We start from the raw sequence: 16107 nt of genomic DNA on the forward strand, positions 1-16107 counted from the left end.
AAGATAGTCTTAACAAAAAACGAAACGTTTTACGTAACAAGAAAATCAGCTATACGAAACAAGGAGAAGGTTATGGCAGACACAAAGCAGCAGTGGTATAAAGATGCCAAATACGGATTATTCATCCATTGGGGACTTTATTCCATCCTTGCAGGAGAGTGGAAAGATCCGAAGACCGGCGAGGTCACCAAGACAGACCGTATCGCAGAGTGGATCGAGAACAATCTCAACATTGACAAGGAAGATTACAGAAAGCTGAAAGATGAGTTCCATCCGGACAAATTTGACGCGGACATGTTTGTGAAAAGAGCGAAAGAGCAGTGGGGTGTTAAATATATCGTTCTTACTTCCAAGCATCACGAGGGATTCGCAATGTACGATTCCAAGGTCAGTGATTTTAATGTAGTGAAGGCTGCAGGAAGAGATATCTTAAGAGAGCTTTCCGATGCTTGTAAGAAATATGACATGACAATGGGTATCTATTATTCACAGGCTCAGGACTGGGATGATGACAATGCCTATAAGAAGGATTACGAAGACAAGAACGAATGGAAGCCGGAATTCCGTACATACTTCGATGAGAAATGCAAACCGCAGTTAAAAGAGCTTCTTGAGAATTACGATAACATTTCCCTGATCTGGTTTGATACTCCGATGGGAATGACCGCAGACGAAGCTCAGGAATTAAGAGACTGGGTTAAGGGTATTAAGCCTGATTGCATCATCAGCGGACGTATCGGACACCAGAAGGGCGATTACATGACCACCGGTGATAACTTTATCCCACGTCTTCCATACGACGGTGACTGGGAAGTACCGGCAACTGTAAATGATACATGGGGTTATAATAAATACGATACAAACTGGAAGAATCCGGATGATATCCTGAACCTTCTTCTCAAGATCGTCGGCAGAGGCGGAAATTACCTGCTGAACGTAGGGCCAATGGCAGACGGAACTGTTCCGGAAGCTTGTGTCGAGGTTATGAATGAGGTTGGTAAATACGTGACTGAGAATGCGGAAGCAATTTACGGAACCAAGAATGTTGGTATCTATCCGTATGAGATTCCGAGCATTGAATTTACAAAGAGACCACATAAGCTTTACGTACACGTACTTGCACCGAGATATCGAGTTGAACTGCTGAACATCGGTAATCAGTTAAAGGGTGCATATGTGGTAAGCACAGGAGAAAAGCTTCCGTGCCGCGCATTAAAGTGCTGTGAAGGAAACTCGATGATAGAGGTAGAGCTTCCGGAGAAGCTTCAGGGGGCAAAGAACTACTGTGTATGCCTGGAGCTTGAGGAAGAAGAGCCGATCTTTGAGGCGATCATCGATTGATCAATTTATGAACATCAATGGGAAAACTATATAATAAAAAATCATATTAAGGGAGGATTTATTCATGAAGAAACGAATGAAAAAAGTTGCAACACTGTGTCTCGCCGGTGTAACCGCAATGTCAACAGTAGGCGTAACAGGAAGCGCCGTATTTGCAAAGGGTGACACAAACTACGATGTAGACAATATGGATTTTGAAAACGTTGAGCTTCGAGTAGCATTCAGATTTAACAACGGATCTGATACAGACGGACAGGCTAAATGGTATTACAAAGCACTTGATGAGTTCAATAAAGAGAACGAAGGAAAGATCCATGTAACAGATGAGAGTATTTCTACAGAGTCTGATTACGAAGAGAAGCTTACAACAGATTTCGCTTCCGGTAATGTACCGAACGCATTCCTTCAGTATGGCGGAAGCCGTACAAGAGAGTATGTAGATGCAGGATATATACTGGATCTGACACCATACTTTGAACAGTATCCGGAATGGAAAGAGGGAGTTCAGGATTTTGCATGGGAGACAACACAGTTTGACGGCATTGAAGGAACCTATGGTATTCCGTGGTCCGCTTATCAGCTCTGTCTCTACTACAACAAAGATTACCTTGATCAGGTTGGCGTAGATGTTCCGGAGTCCTGGGATGATCTTGTTGATGCCTGCGCAAAATTAAAAGATGCAGGAATCCAGCCATTCAACTACTCTGACAAAGATAACTATCACTTCGAGCATCTGATGAGTGCTCTTGCTCTGAAAGCTTACGGAACAAGCATCGCAGATGATCTTGCAAGCGACAAAGAGGCTTACAACGGCGAGAAGATGGTTGCAATCTATCAGAAGATGAAAGATATGATTGATGCAGGATACTGGGGAGACGGAATCCTCAGCACAGACTTCAACACAGAGAGAAATATGTTCGAGGCAGGAAAAGCTGCATTCACAGTTGACGGAACATGGAACTGCGGTAACTTCCAGAATGACTCCGATACAACTCTCTTCGATGCTCAGAAGATCGGTGTTACAAGAATTCCTTATATCGACGAAGCAAACAAGACTGTAGAGATGGGCGGCGGTTCTGATACATACTACATCACTACATTAAACAAGAGCGATGAGGAAATCGCAGCAACTGTTAAATTCATCAAATACCTTACAAGTGTAGATTCCATCAACGAAATGTGCAAATCCAGCCCGACAACATATGCTGAGAAGGTTACGATTGATACAGGTAACTATCTGCTTGACGATGTAAATGCGATCATGGCTGAGAATACAGAGTCTAAACTTGAGATTCCTACATATGACAGCAACACAGCAGCTATGGATACAATCCGTAATTCTCTTCAGGCATTAGCGACAGGCGCAAGTGCACAGGAAGTTGGAGACGATATCGTTGACAAAATGTCTGCTTACGAATAAAGAGAATTTTGACTGAACGCATGATGTGTGGATAAGAGAAACAGGGGGAAGCATCATCTGCTTCCCCTTGTTTATTACGGAGGTATACATATGGCAGGTAAATCTGTACCAAAGGTAAAACAGAAGCTGGACAAAAAAGATCTTACGCTTTCTTTAGCGTTCCTTCTTCCGGCAATTTTAATAACTGTTATTTTTGTCATCTACCCTGTTTTTGATACCGTAGGCTTATCATTCCGTAAATGGAACGGTATGTTTGGTGCGGCAAAGCAATGGGTAGGACTTGAGAACTATCAGAAGATTTTTTCAGATAAGCTGTTCTGGAATGCAATGCTCAACAGTGTGTACTTTATGATCGGTGGTTTCGTTATCCTGATGCCGCTTTCATTTGGTCTCGCAATGCTGGTAACTGCAAAGATCAAGGGAACCGGATTCTTCAGAACCTGCTACTTCCTTCCGAATATGTTAGGAACAACAGCAGTAGCCCTGATGTGGACATTTATGTTAAATCCGAACTTTGGTATCTTTAATACCATTGAAAATATTTTCGGCCTTCATGGTACGATCCCTGATGTGCTGACGATAAAGACTGTAAACGTCTGGATCGTTGTTCTGGTAAACGAATGGATGTATGCCGGATATAACATGCTGATCTTTGCAGCTGGTCTGGTGGCGATCCCTGATGAGTTAAATGAGGCTGCAGCGCTGGATGGTGCTACAGGATGGCAGAGGATCCGCTATATCATCCTTCCTCTGATGAAAAACTCCTTCAAGGTATTCTCTATTTTGTGTATTACAGGATGTCTGAAAGTATTCGATATCATCTGGGCAATGACAAGAGGAGGCCCGAACGATATCAGCTCCACACCTTCAATCATGCTTTATACACAGGGATTCTCCTATAAGCTGTTCGGACGAAGCAGTGCATACGGCGTTATTCTGTTAGTGCTGGGTGTTGTGCTGAGTCTTGTGACCAATCATTTGTTCCGTGAAGATAAAGATCTTGCAATGTAGGCGGAAGGAGAAGAGACGATATGGAAAAAACAGCTAATAAACAGAAAATGCATGGAGGAAAGATAGCGCTGTACATTATCGCGATCCTGTGGACAGTTGTTACACTGTTTCCGGTAGTAGTGACCGTAATGGCTTCCTTCAAAACAAACTCAGAGATTTACCTGAACCTGTTAAGCTTCCCTAAGAAGATTATGTTCCAGAACTATATCAGCGCAAACAAAACAGCGGATGCATTGAATACCATCAAGAACTCCCTGGTTGTAGCGACTCTGACAACTGTATTTAATACTGTAGTCGGAATGATGGCAGCATACATCTTATCAAGAAAAGATTACAAATTCCTGAAATGGGTATATGTATTCTTCATGATCGGAGTAATGGTTCCGGTTCACTGTACACTGATCCCGATCAACAACATTGCAACAGCATTAAATGCAAAGAACAACCTGTTCTTCCTGATCCTGATCTATGTTGCGTTTGGTATGTCCCAGGCGATATTCCTTTATACAGGATTCATGGATGGAATCTCCAGGAACCTGGATGAGGCGGCGATCATTGATGGATGTAACAACTGGCAGCTGCTGTGGAAGATCCTTTTCCCTGTTTGCAAGCCGATCATCGCAACAGAGGCGATCTTCGTATTCATCTATGGATACAGTGAACTTGTATTCTCCATGATCCTGATGACAGATACCAAATATTTCACAGTTTCACGTGCGATGCTGAACTTCTCTTCTGCACATACACAGGAGATCGGAAGTCAGTTTGCATATGTAGTAATGTCCGTAATTCCGATGCTTATCATTTACATCGTGTTCCATAAACAGATTGAAAAAGGTATGCTTTCCGGAGCTATCAAAGGCTGATGCTTTTAATCTAAACAGGAGGAAAAAATCATGTATCAGTTTGACAGAAAAGAATATGAAAAACGTATGGAGTGGTACCAGGATGCCCGTTTTGGAATGTTTATCCACTGGGGATTATATTCTATCCCTGCAAGAGGCGAGTGGGTACGAAGCGTAGAGGAAATACCTGAGGAAGAATATCTTCCGTTTATGAAAGAATTTGATGCAAGAGACTACAACCCGAAGCAGTGGGCAAAAGAGGCCAAGGCTGCAGGTATGAAATATGTAGTCCTGACAGCAAAACATCACGACGGATTCTGCCTCTTTGACAGCAAATACACAGACTACAAGGTAACAAACACACCGGCAGGAAGAGACCTGATCAAGGAGTATGTAGAGGCACTTCGTGAGGAAGGCCTTAAGGTTGGAATCTATTTCACACTGCTTGACTGGCATCATCCGGATTATCCGCATTACGGAGACCGTATCCATCCGATGAGAAACCACAAAGAGTGCGGAAATGAGAACCGTGATTTCTCACGTTATACAGAATATCTGTATAATCAGGTAGAAGAGATCTGTACAAACTACGGACAGATCGATATCATCTGGTTTGATTTCTCCTACGACGATATGAGAGGGGAAAAATGGGGCGCAACAAAGCTGATCAACATGGTGCGCAGCTTACAGCCGCAGGTTATCATCGATAACCGTCTGGAAGCCAGCGGAGAGGGAAGAGGATCCCTGTATGAGTGTGATCCGACACCGTACCATGGCGATTTCGTAAGCCCTGAGCAGATCATCCCGCCGGAAGGAATCTGCGATAAGGAAGGCAACCCGATGGTCTGGGAAGCATGCTTCACCATGAACAACAACTGGGGATACTGTGCAAACGATCATTATTACAAACCGGCTTCCATGCTGATCAAGAAGCTGGTAGAGTGTGTTTCCAAGGGCGGAAATATGATCCTGAACGTAGGACCGGATGCCAAAGGTAAATTCCCGAAGGAATCATCTGCGATCCTGGCTGAGATCGGCCGCTGGATGGATAAGAATCATGACAGTATCTACGGCTGTGTACCGGCTGAAAACATTCCGAAGCCGGATTACGGACGTATCACCAGAAACGGAAACAAATACTATGTGCATATTTATGAGAATACACTGGGACCACTTCCGCTTCTGGGATTTGATAAGGATAAGATCGTGAAGGTGCGTGCGCTGGATGACGGACATGAGGTGCCGATCTCCAACGCATGGATGCACAGCGATTACCCGGATATCGCATTCGTTGATCTGGGACCTGACCCGGTACTTCCGGACCCGGTAGATTATGTTCTCGAAGTAGAGATGGCTGAGTAAAAAAACGAATCAATAATAAAAAAGAACAACAGGAAAAGCAGGAGATATGTGAATCTTAGTTATCCGGTTGTTCTTTTTTACCATAAGGAGAAGGGAAAAGATTATGATCATTTATACAGGAAAAGATTACTATGACGTAAGCAGAAAAGCAGCGAATATCATGTCTGCACAGATCATCATGAAGCCAAATGCCGTTCTCGGACTTGCTACAGGCTCCACACCGGTGGGAATGTACAAGCAGCTGATCGAGTGGTACAAAAAAGGAGATCTGGACTTTTCGCAGATCACATCCGTAAATCTTGATGAATACAAAGGACTTTCCGGAGACAACGATCAGAGCTATCGTTATTTTATGAACACAAATCTGTTTGATCATGTAAATATCGATAAGGCAAGAACCTATGTGCCAAACGGACTGGAAGAGGACAGTGAGAAAGCCTGCGCGGATTACAATGAGATCATCCGCAGCGTGGGTGGTATTGATATGCAGCTGCTTGGAATCGGCGGAAATGGCCACATCGGCTTCAACGAGCCGGGTGCAGCATTTGAGAAGGAGACTCACTGCGTAGACCTTACGGAGAGCACCATCAAGGCAAATGCAAGATTCTTTGAGACTATGGATGATGTGCCGAAGCAGGCATATACCATGGGTATCAAAAACATCATGACTGCAAAGAAAATCCTTCTGGTCGCTACCGGAGAGGCAAAGGCAGATGCTCTTTACAAATCTCTCTACGGACCGATCACGCCCAACGTGCCGGCATCTATCCTGCAGCTTCACCCGGATGTGACGGTAGTGGCCGATGAAGGCGCTTTAAAGCTGATCCGTGAGAAGGGACTGCTGTAAGAAATACAGAGGAAATTTCCGCGAATTAAATGAACGCAGATCACGGATATCCGTTTGAGTCAAGAGGATATCAGGGATCACTCTTGGGATTTTCCTGATTTGGTTAATAAAGAAAGCTTCGATCTAACTCTCATCGATGAGCGATGTGCTCAGAGAGTGGATCGAAGCTTTTTGTGCTTTCGGGACGTAAACCTGCAGGTGGCTGCAAACAGGCCGGTGGGCCGGACATTTGCAGTCTCAGGCTTTTTTCAACGTTTTGTGATAAATCATGACAGAAACGATGGCTGTAAACACCTCTGTGATCCAGAATGCGTTCCACACGCCATCAGGACCCATAAAATGGGACAGAAGATATGCGGTGGGCATGATAACGACCACATAGCGGAAAAGGGAAATTACAAGGGATTGCGTGCCTTTTCCAAGGCCTTCCATGGCACCGGAAGTGGTAACGGATACAGCAGAAACAAGAAAGCCGGCGCTGATGATCTTCAGTGCTCTGGAGCCAGCGGCAATGGTTTCCGGGGTAGTTGTGAAAAGTCCCATAAGCTGTCCGGATGCCAGGAGGCAGATAACGGTTCCAAAGAGCATGATCACACAGCTGGATTCCAGGGTGAGCCGGAAGATTTTTTTCACACGCTTCATCTCACGGGCACCGAAGTTATAACCGATCAGCGGGCGCATTCCCTGGATGATTCCGTTGGCCGGGAGATACAGGAAGGTCTGCAGTTTGTAATAAATGCCAAGGATCACCACATAGCTGTCCGAGTAAGCGGCCAGCACGGAGTTCAGAAAAGAGATCAGAAACGATGGCAGTGCAAGGTTCAGGATCGCGGGAACACCGATGGTATACAGGCTCAGATCCGTTACTTTGCTTGTTTTCAGGGTTTTGGGCGTTACACGTACAGGAATAGGCTTCAGGATATAAAAGACCATATAGACCGCAATGGTGAGCACCTGGCCGATGCCAGTAGCCAGAGCTGCGCCCCGGATACCCAGCTTCGGGAAAAAGCCGATTCCCCAGATCAGGAACGGGTCCAGGATGATGTTGCTGATACATCCCACAAGCAGGGCGAGCATGGATACTTTCATCCGTCCTACAGCCTGGAAAAGTTTTTCGAAGAAAAGGCTGATGGCAATTACTGTGGAAAACAGGAAAACGATGGTAGAATACTCCAGCCCCATCCGGATCACGGTTTCATCCTGGGTGTACATCTGAAGGAATACGGGCATAACAGCGATGCTGATCACGGTCATCAGGATCCCGTGGATCACAGACAGAAAAAATCCGTGGGTTGCGGCAGTGTCTGCCATTTTTTTGTCGCCTGCGCCAAGGTGATAGGAAACTCTGGCGTTGATTCCGATTCCGAAGCCAATGGCAACGGCGTTGATCATGTTCTGGACCGGATAGACAAGGGACAGGGCGGTCATGGCCTGCTCGCTGATCTGTGCCACGAAGAAGCTGTCCACAATGTTGTATAGTGAGTTTACAAGCATGGAAAAGACCATAGGCAGCGCCATGGATGCCAGCAGCGGGCCGACAGGCTTTTCCTTCATAAATGTGCTGTTCATGAAAAATCCCCCTTTATATCAGAATCGTAAGAATATCAGGTGCGGAAAACAGAGCGTGTTTTTTGTGCATAATAAAAGCCACACAATCTGTCTTCTCGAATCGGACAGATTGTGTGGCGAAAAAAGTTCAAAACTGAAAAATCCACACGTTGTTTTAGTGTTTTCACATTAACAAAAAACAGTGCTGATGTCAAGACCGCACGCAGGAGAAACACCATAAAAAGCTGCAAAAAGAAAGGCTTGATATAAAATCGGAGAGGATTGGCAACATTAGACAGGTGCGTGCGGATACGGGCAATATCAGCCCTGAAAAGGTCGTTCTGGCAATATGCACAAAACTTGTCGAACCATGGTGGATAAGTGAAAAACTTTCCAAAAAGTTTTCCACATGACAAAAATCCGCAAATCCGCCAATAATCAAGTTATGCACAAATTTATCCACATTATCCACAAGGATAACCATGTGGATGACCTGATTTACATAAATAAATTTAAACATATGTTTTGTGTAAAATGATAAAATTGTAAAAAATGGGAAAAAAGTTTTTAAAACTATTGACATTTTTAAATTCTAAATATCATAAAATTTATTGCAAAAAAGACATAATATAAAAGAATAAAAACAAATAATCAGATAATAGCAAATGAATTCTTAAAAAACTAATCTATTTAAAAGGGGGACTCTCGGATGTATGGAAATGAGGATAAAAAAGAACAGTGCCCAGTTAAAACGATCACTGCAAGGTGTTGAAAAGTCATTTTCAGGTGTGGATAAATGTGGATAACCAAAAAATCCTCCGCAGAACCGGAAAGATCTGCGGAGGATTTTTTAACTATTTTGTTTCATACGTTTGATCACCTTCAGACGTGTAAACTCTTCACGCTCTTTTTCTTCCAGAGCATTGGTGATATCTCGGGTGAGAGTTTCGTATCTGGGGATGGTGATGTTTTTCAGCGCATTGGCACGCTTCTGGGTTTTTTTGATGTTGGTGGCAAGACGGATGGCGGCGTTTTCAATCATGGAGAGCTGGATGGACAGCTCCTTTACACGCTCGAAGGCTGCCTTGGCCTCGTCCAGGGACAGCTTGGTGCTGTAGTAGGCATAAGTCGGCGTGTTGCCTGCTTTTTTGTCATATTCCACAAGAGGGATCTCGGTTCCCATGACACTCCTGGTTTTGATCCGGATGGAATCTTCCACAGGAACGGTATGAGAGATCTGGTCTACGAAAGCGATTCCAATTTCCATATTTGCCTTCTGAAGAGCCGCATAAGCGGTACGGAAGGTCTCATCGATCTGTGACTGGATATCCTTTGCCTGATCGATCAGCTCCATCATTTCACGGATCAGGATATTACGCTTTTTGTCCATAAGCTCATAGCCCTGTTTGGAAAGAGCCAGAGAGTTTTTTGCAAGTATGAGATTTCCCTTGGTGGGAAAGGTATTCGGATCCATAAAATCACCTCACTAACGGACGGTTTCTCTGTAATACTGATCCAGAACTTTGGTATCGATACGGTCGAGCTCTTCTCTTGGAAGAAGGCCAAGAAGCTCCCAGCCCTTATCCAGAGTTTCGATGATGCTTCGATTCTCTGTTTCTGACTGTCCTACAAACTCTGCCTCGAAGGCTTTTCCGAATACAAGGTACTGCTTATCCAGCGGAGAAAGCTCATCCTCACCGATAACGGATGCCAGAGCTCTTGCATCGCCTACCTTTGCGTAGCAGGAGAAGAGCTGGTTGGCAACATCCTGATGATCAGCACGTGTGAAGCCTTCACCGATACCGTCCTTCATCAGACGGGACAGGGATGGCAGAACATTGATCGGCGGATAGATCGCCTGACCGTGAAGCTGGCGGTCCAGTACGATCTGGCCTTCTGTGATATATCCGGTAAGGTCGGGGATCGGGTGTGTGATGTCGTCGTTTGGCATGGTCAGGATTGGGATCTGGGTTACAGAACCGGTGCCGCCACGGACGATTCCCGCACGCTCGTAAAGGGTTGCAAGCTCACTGTACAGATATCCGGGATAACCCTTTCGGGAAGGGATCTCACCCTTGGAGGAGGAAACCTCTCGCATGGCCTCACAGAAGGAGGTGATATCAGTCAGGATTACCAGGATATGCATGCCTTTTTCAAAAGCAAGATACTCAGCGGCAGTGAGGGCGATCTTCGGTGTCAGAAGACGCTCTACAACCGGATCGTTTGCAAGGTTCAAAAACATCACAACGTGGTCGGACGCACCGCTTTCTTCGAAGGTCCTGCGGAAGAATTCCGCTACGTCGTATTTCACACCCATTGCCGCAAAAACAATGGCGAATTTTTCATCGGAGTCTGCTCCCAGGGAAGCCTGCTGAACGATCTGTGCAGCCAGCTTATCATGTGGAAGACCGTTACCGGAAAAGATCGGCAGCTTCTGGCCGCGGATCAGTGTGGTCAGTCCGTCAATAGCGGAGATACCGGTGTTGATATAGTTTCGTGGATATTCACGGGTTACCGGATTCAGCGGAAGCCCGTTAATGTTCAGGCTGACCTCCGGTGTGATCTCGCCAAGCCCGTCAATGGGCTGGCCGATACCGTTAAAGGTACGTCCCAGGATCTCCGGGGAAAGCCCGATCTCCATAGGATGTCCGGTAAGACGTGTGTGTGTATTGCCGAGGGACATATTATCAGTTCCCTCAAAAACCTGGATAACAGCCTTGTCTTCATAGATTTCCACGATACGGCCGATCTTCTGTGTGCCGTCTTCCATGTGGAATTCCACGATCTCCTCGTAAGATGCGTTTTTGACACCCTCAAGGACAACAAGAGGGCCGTTTATTTCACTCAGGCCAAGATATTCGATTGCCATAAACTGATCCCTCCTTTAACCGTTTCTTTCCAGTACGTTGTCGTAGAAGCGGTCGATATCTTTATGATACTCATCAAAACGCTCCAGCTCTTTGTTTGGAACTTCGTATTTGATGGCGATGATACGTTCAAAGATCTTATCCTCTTTCAGTACGGAAACCGGCATGCCACGGTTTACAAGAGCACGGCATTTCTCGTAGAGATAGAGGATGGTTTCCATCATCAGGAACTGTTTTTCCATAGGAACACTGGTGTCTTCCTGGTGGAAAGCGTTCTGCTGCAGGAAACCCAGACGGATGACTCTGGCGATCTCCAGCGTCAGTTTCTGGTCATCCGGAAGAACGTCGCTTCCGATCAGTTTGACGATTTCCATAAGAGAACTTTCCTGATTGAGGATTGCCATGATCTGGTTTCTGTCGTAGACGAATTTCGGGGAAACATGCTCTCTGTACCAGGGAGTCAGGTCCTCCAGATATTCGCTGTAACTGGTCAGCCACTGGATAGCAGGGAAATGGCGGGCATAAGCAAGGGCCTTGTCCAGTCCCCAGAAGCAGCGGACAAATCGTTTCGTATTCTGTGTAACAGGCTCGGAGAAGTCGCCGCCCTGAGGGGAAACCGCACCGATAATGGAGACGGAACCTTCTGTTCCGTTCAGGTTCTGCATCATTCCCGCACGCTCATAGAATGCGGAAAGTTTGCTTGCCAGATATGCAGGGAAACCTTCCTCTGCTGGCATCTCCTCCAGACGTCCGGAAAGCTCACGGAGAGCCTCAGCCCATCGGGATGTGGAATCTGCCATGATGGCTACGTCATAGCCCATATCACGGTAATATTCCGCAAGTGTAACACCTGTGTAGATGGAAGCCTCACGGGCTGCAACCGGCATGTTGGAGGTGTTGGCGATCAGTGTGGTACGGTCCATCATCAGGTTCCCGGATTTCGGGTCGATCAGTTTGCTGAAGTCCTCAAGAACCTGTGTCATCTCGTTTCCACGCTCGCCACAGCCGATGTAGATGATGATATCTGCGTCAGACCACTTGGCGATCTGGTGCTGTGTCATGGTTTTTCCTGTTCCGAATCCGCCGGGAACTGCAGCAGTGCCTCCTTTGGCAATAGGGAAAAGGGTATCCAGGATTCGCTGACCGGTAAGGAGCGGAACGCTGGCCGGGAAACGCTTGTAGGTCGGCCGTGGAACACGGATCGGCCATTTCTGGGCAAGCGCCAGTTCTTTTTCAGTTCCGTCATCAAGGCGGATGGTAACGATGGGCTCCAGAACGGTATAGGCACCGTCAGGAACTGCATGGATAACGGTTCCATGTGTGATCGTAGGCGGAACCATGGATTTGTGAAGGATGGAGGCGGTTTCCTGTGTCTCGGCAATAACCGTGCCTGCACCGATGACGTCACCTTCCTTTACGGTAATGTGGGTTTCCCATTTTTTTTCTGTGTCAAGAGAGTCAACGCTGACACCACGGGAAATATATTTTCCAGAGGCCTGGGCAATCTCTGCCAGAGGTCTCTGGATACCATCAAAAATATTGTGGATGATTCCCGGACCAAGGAGAACGGAAATAGCGTCTCCTGTTCCGATAACAGTTTCTCCGGGTTTCAGTCCTGTAGTTTCCTCAAAAACCTGTATGGTCGTCATATGTTTCTTAAGACCGATGACTTCTCCAACCAGTTTTTCGGGGCCTACATAGACCATCTCGGAGATCTTGAAGCCGGTGTCGCCCTTGAGGTAGATAACAGGACCGTTAACACCGTAGATAATACCTGTTTTACTCATGTGCTGGACCTCCGTCAAATTTGAATTCTCTGTAAGCTGCCTGATAGCCTTCCTCAAAGGAATTGTCGATGAGGATATTTTTTTCAGGGATTATCGCCTTGATCCCGCCGATAAAGGATTCATCGGAAACCTTCAGCGGGAAACCGGTCTTTACAGTGAGAGACTTCAGACGGGGTTCATCTTCTTTTGAAAGATAGATCTGGATCTCATCGTGTTCCGCGAAGCAGACAGCTTCCTCGATCTTTGTACAAAGATATTCTTCATAGCGGGGAGATTCCATGAATTTCAGGATCTGTACCCGGACATCTGCAAAAAGTTTTTCTTTTAAGCGGCTCTGTCTGGCAGTCCAGTTTCGCCGGATGTGAAGCTGCTCTGCGGAAAGTGCCTTGTTGATCTCACGCTTTGCGTTTGCGATCTCGGCTTTGCGGGAACTGGCAGCATTTCCCAGAGACATTTTTTTATGTTCCTCCAGTGCGGCATCCAGGGCTTCCTTGTGTTCCCGGACATCTTTTTCCGCCTGACGGCGTGCTTCGTCCACGGAGGTGTCATAGAAGTGTTTAAGCTTCTCTTCAATTGTCATAATATCACCTGCCTATAATTTTAATCCGATGGCCTCATTTACATAAGATGTAATGAAATCAGGTCTGCGGCCGGTACCATGTCTGTCAGGAATTTCAATGATGAGAGGTGTTTTGTGATGAAGCTTGACATCATCAATGATCTCAGGAAACTCCCGGCCGAATTTTTCGGTCAGGAGTATGATTCCGATCTCTTTGTTTGCGATGGTGCGCTCCAGAGCTTCCTTCAGTTCGTCGTGCTCATGAACGATCACACCCTCTACACCGGCCAGTCTCATTCCTGTCAGAGTATCAATATTGTCACTGATCAGATACATTTTCATATCAAAGTTTACCCAGGATCATGAAGGAGATGATCAGTCCATAAAGAGCAACACCTTCGGCAAGACCTACGAAGATAAGAGATTTACCAAGGATGCTCTGATCCTCACTGATCGCTCCAAGTGCTGCGCTTGCCGCACTGGCAACGGCAATACCACCACCGATACAGGAAAGTCCGGTAACAAGTGCTGCTGCGATGTAACCCATACCTGTTGCAAGGCCTGCGTCAGCGCCTGTAGCAGCTTGTACGGAAGCTCCGCCTGCAAATGTTACTGCAATGGCAACAAGCATGATCCCGAAGAAGAAAAAGGCGTTGACACCAAGAGCTGTTTTGTAGCGGCCGCGGCTTTTTTCGCCGAGAAGATAATAACCAAATGGAAGAATGATGCTGAGTACAAGTGCAACTGCGATTGTGATCTGTGTAATGACTGTCATGATGATGACCTCCTTAATATTCGTTTAATTGAATGCCCGGATCAGAATGCGTTCCGACTCTGGCATTTTATTTGTTTTTTGAGCAGAACGGCTCGAATTTCCGTCCGCTGCCCTTGTAAAAACGGCTGAACATTTCGTAATATTCCAGACGGAGTACCTGGATACCTACGATCAGGCCCTCCATAGCGCATACGAACAGGTTTCCGAGAATGATGACGATCCAGTTCGGACTGCCGTTTTCTGCGCCTGCAAGCATAAGTACAACCTCCATCATAGCTGCGTGGCTGACTGCAAAAGCACCGATACGCACGAAGGAGAGTGTATTGGAAAAGTAGCTCAGGATAACCTCGAACAGTTCAAAAATACCCTGTACGATAAACATGCCTTTTTCTTTTGGCATAACCTCGGCCTTTTTTTCTACCAGGTTTGTAAGAGGCTCCTTGAAGAAAATAAGAAGCAGCGGTAAACCAAACATAATGGCAAGGACTGCACCACCCGGAACTGCATGCCCGGATACAAAGAGTCCGATGCAGAGAACTGCGGAGCCATAAAATACAAGTCCTGCCACAGCGTTGGTGTCAAACCAGGTTTTTTCAACATCATGCGTTTTAAATGAATTGATGATGTTGAAAACCATACACAGGAGGATGATTCCCATGCCGAATCCGATGGCAACGATAAATACGGTATTCAGTTTTCCGATAAAAGGTATGGTCGTCATACTGTCCACAGGCCGCAGCCACAGAGCAGGTATGACATCCTCAAATCCAAAGATACTTCCGAACATCAGACCGAAAAATGTGGAAAAGACTCCGGCGCAGCTGATGATCCCGGCAAGATCGATATGCTTCAGCTTGTACAGGAGCAATCCTCCGATAAAGAGCAGGAGTCCCTGTCCTGCATCACCGAACATGGCTCCGAAAATAAAGGAGTAGGTGATGGCAACAAACCAGGTAGGGTCCATCTCGCCATAGGCGGGAAGTCCGTACATTTTTACATACATTTCAAAGGGCTTGAAAAGCTTCGGGTTTTTCAGCTTGGTCGGCGGCTGATGGTTCTGGTCGTGCTCCGGCGTATTGGTATCTTCTCCGTCTACCAGGCAGAAGATTTTTTCGTCGGATGAGATATCGGCTTGAAAAGCTCTGGTGTCGGCTTCTGTCATCCATCCGCAGAGAATATAGAAATTCTCATGCTTTCCGGTGCAGGCAGCCGCTTTCCGGACATCGAAATTTCTGGAAAACTGAAGAAGTGTGTTTCTGGCGGTAACGATGGTTTCTGCCTGATCCGCAAGAAATCTCTGGTATTTCTGTTTCTGTGCTTCCAGATGCTTCAGGGCATCCGCGTATTGTTTGCTTACGCTTGAAAATGCCTGCTGGGCAGTTCCGGTATAATTATCCGGCACAAAGATCTTTTCAAAGTGCATAGAAGAGTAGGCGGCATCAATTTTGTGCGCATCATGCTTCGGTACGAAGTAAACGCCCCAGACGTATTGGTCATCTTCATCGCATTTAAGGAAGATCGTGTTCAGATTGTCGTAAATATATTTCTTGAATTTCTCATAATACTGTTTCTCGATACGTCCGAAATGAAAATGGATATACTTCAGATGAAGTATGGATGAAATATCATAATCAATATTTCGGAAGGGACGTATGATCCGCAGTGATTCTTCCAGAGAGGAACATTTTTCTTCCAGTTCGGACTGTTCCTTCTGGAGCTGATCCGCCTGGGAGCGGATCTCCTTT

The 16107-nt window shown here is 46.1% G+C and carries 14 protein-coding genes; 6 read left to right on the plus strand and 8 right to left on the minus strand.

Annotated features, from left to right (window positions below; all coding sequences use genetic code 11):
• Positions 1–51 precede the first annotated feature (51 nt).
• From AB5026_RS17360 to nagB, 6 genes are all read left to right on the plus strand, one after another.
• Positions 52–1341 carry an alpha-L-fucosidase gene (locus tag AB5026_RS17360; RefSeq protein ID WP_368214009.1) on the plus strand — a complete coding sequence of 430 codons (1290 nt, stop codon included), beginning with the start codon at positions 52–54 and terminating at the stop codon, positions 1339–1341.
• Positions 1342–1405: 64 nt separating this feature from the next.
• Complete coding sequence (locus AB5026_RS17365) at positions 1406–2761, plus strand: ABC transporter substrate-binding protein (protein WP_021653147.1); 1356 nt, start codon at positions 1406–1408, stop codon at positions 2759–2761.
• A gap of 90 nt (positions 2762–2851) precedes the next feature.
• Positions 2852–3772, plus strand: coding sequence for a carbohydrate ABC transporter permease (locus AB5026_RS17370; protein ID WP_044962507.1), 921 nt, complete (start codon positions 2852–2854; stop codon positions 3770–3772).
• A 20-nt stretch (positions 3773–3792) separates the two neighbouring features.
• A complete protein-coding gene (locus tag AB5026_RS17375) occupies positions 3793–4638 on the plus strand; it encodes a carbohydrate ABC transporter permease (RefSeq protein WP_021653145.1) in 846 nt (281 codons plus the stop codon).
• A 30-nt stretch (positions 4639–4668) separates the two neighbouring features.
• Complete coding sequence (locus AB5026_RS17380; RefSeq protein WP_021653144.1) at positions 4669–5979, plus strand: alpha-L-fucosidase; 1311 nt, start codon at positions 4669–4671, stop codon at positions 5977–5979.
• A gap of 103 nt (positions 5980–6082) precedes the next feature.
• Positions 6083–6826, plus strand: a complete 744-nt coding sequence (gene nagB, locus AB5026_RS17385; protein WP_015525385.1) for a glucosamine-6-phosphate deaminase — start codon at positions 6083–6085, stop codon at positions 6824–6826.
• A 237-nt stretch (positions 6827–7063) separates the two neighbouring features.
• Here the strand turns inward: nagB and AB5026_RS17390 are convergent, their stop codons facing one another.
• From AB5026_RS17390 to AB5026_RS17425, 8 genes are all read right to left on the minus strand, one after another.
• Positions 7064–8395: an MATE family efflux transporter gene (locus AB5026_RS17390; protein ID WP_368214006.1), complete on the minus strand. Its 1332-nt coding sequence runs from the start codon at positions 8393–8395 to the stop codon at positions 7064–7066.
• Between the two features lie 829 nt (positions 8396–9224).
• A complete protein-coding gene (locus tag AB5026_RS17395; protein WP_059086266.1) occupies positions 9225–9848 on the minus strand; it encodes a V-type ATP synthase subunit D in 624 nt (207 codons plus the stop codon).
• A gap of 12 nt (positions 9849–9860) precedes the next feature.
• Positions 9861–11243 (minus strand): V-type ATP synthase subunit B, encoded by a 1383-nt coding sequence (locus AB5026_RS17400; protein WP_015525388.1) that lies wholly within the window; start codon positions 11241–11243, stop codon positions 9861–9863.
• 15 nt (positions 11244–11258) lie between these two features.
• Positions 11259–13028, minus strand: coding sequence for a V-type ATP synthase subunit A (locus tag AB5026_RS17405; RefSeq protein ID WP_178818143.1), 1770 nt, complete (start codon positions 13026–13028; stop codon positions 11259–11261).
• On the minus strand, positions 13021–13608 hold the full coding sequence (locus AB5026_RS17410; RefSeq protein ID WP_092072620.1) for a V-type ATP synthase subunit E: 588 nt from the start codon (positions 13606–13608) through the stop codon (positions 13021–13023). Before AB5026_RS17410 ends, AB5026_RS17405 begins: the two co-directional genes overlap by 8 nt.
• Positions 13609–13620: 12 nt before the next feature.
• A complete protein-coding gene (locus AB5026_RS17415) occupies positions 13621–13929 on the minus strand; it encodes a V-type ATP synthase subunit F (RefSeq protein WP_178818144.1) in 309 nt (102 codons plus the stop codon).
• Between the two features lies 1 nt (position 13930).
• Positions 13931–14362, minus strand: a complete 432-nt coding sequence (locus tag AB5026_RS17420) for an ATP synthase subunit C (RefSeq protein ID WP_015525392.1) — start codon at positions 14360–14362, stop codon at positions 13931–13933.
• A 67-nt stretch (positions 14363–14429) separates the two neighbouring features.
• Positions 14430–16107: V-type ATP synthase subunit I (locus tag AB5026_RS17425; RefSeq protein WP_368214008.1), on the minus strand; the 1678-nt coding region annotated here is incomplete at its 5' end.

The organism is Blautia sp. RTP21359st1_E11_RTP21359_211015, assembly GCF_040910705.1.
Lineage (GTDB): Bacteria > Bacillota > Clostridia > Lachnospirales > Lachnospiraceae > Blautia_A > Blautia_A fusiformis.

Excerpts from the sequence above, each read along its gene's own strand:
- AB5026_RS17365 (WP_021653147.1), top strand. The coding sequence starts at position 1,406 with ATGAAGAAACGAATGAAAAAAGTTGCAACACTGTGTCTCGCCGGTGTA.
- AB5026_RS17370 (WP_044962507.1), top strand. The coding sequence starts at position 2,852 with ATGGCAGGTAAATCTGTACCAAAGGTAAAACAGAAGCTGGACAAAAAA.
- AB5026_RS17375 (WP_021653145.1), top strand. The coding sequence starts at position 3,793 with ATGGAAAAAACAGCTAATAAACAGAAAATGCATGGAGGAAAGATAGCG.
- AB5026_RS17380 (WP_021653144.1), top strand. The coding sequence starts at position 4,669 with ATGTATCAGTTTGACAGAAAAGAATATGAAAAACGTATGGAGTGGTAC.
- nagB (WP_015525385.1), top strand. The coding sequence starts at position 6,083 with ATGATCATTTATACAGGAAAAGATTACTATGACGTAAGCAGAAAAGCA.
- AB5026_RS17390 (WP_368214006.1), bottom strand. The coding sequence starts at position 8,395 with ATGAACAGCACATTTATGAAGGAAAAGCCTGTCGGCCCGCTGCTGGCA.
- AB5026_RS17395 (WP_059086266.1), bottom strand. The coding sequence starts at position 9,848 with ATGGATCCGAATACCTTTCCCACCAAGGGAAATCTCATACTTGCAAAA.
- AB5026_RS17400 (WP_015525388.1), bottom strand. The coding sequence starts at position 11,243 with ATGGCAATCGAATATCTTGGCCTGAGTGAAATAAACGGCCCTCTTGTT.
- AB5026_RS17405 (WP_178818143.1), bottom strand. The coding sequence starts at position 13,028 with ATGAGTAAAACAGGTATTATCTACGGTGTTAACGGTCCTGTTATCTAC.
- AB5026_RS17410 (WP_092072620.1), bottom strand. The coding sequence starts at position 13,608 with ATGACAATTGAAGAGAAGCTTAAACACTTCTATGACACCTCCGTGGAC.
- AB5026_RS17415 (WP_178818144.1), bottom strand. The coding sequence starts at position 13,929 with ATGAAAATGTATCTGATCAGTGACAATATTGATACTCTGACAGGAATG.
- AB5026_RS17420 (WP_015525392.1), bottom strand. The coding sequence starts at position 14,362 with ATGACAGTCATTACACAGATCACAATCGCAGTTGCACTTGTACTCAGC.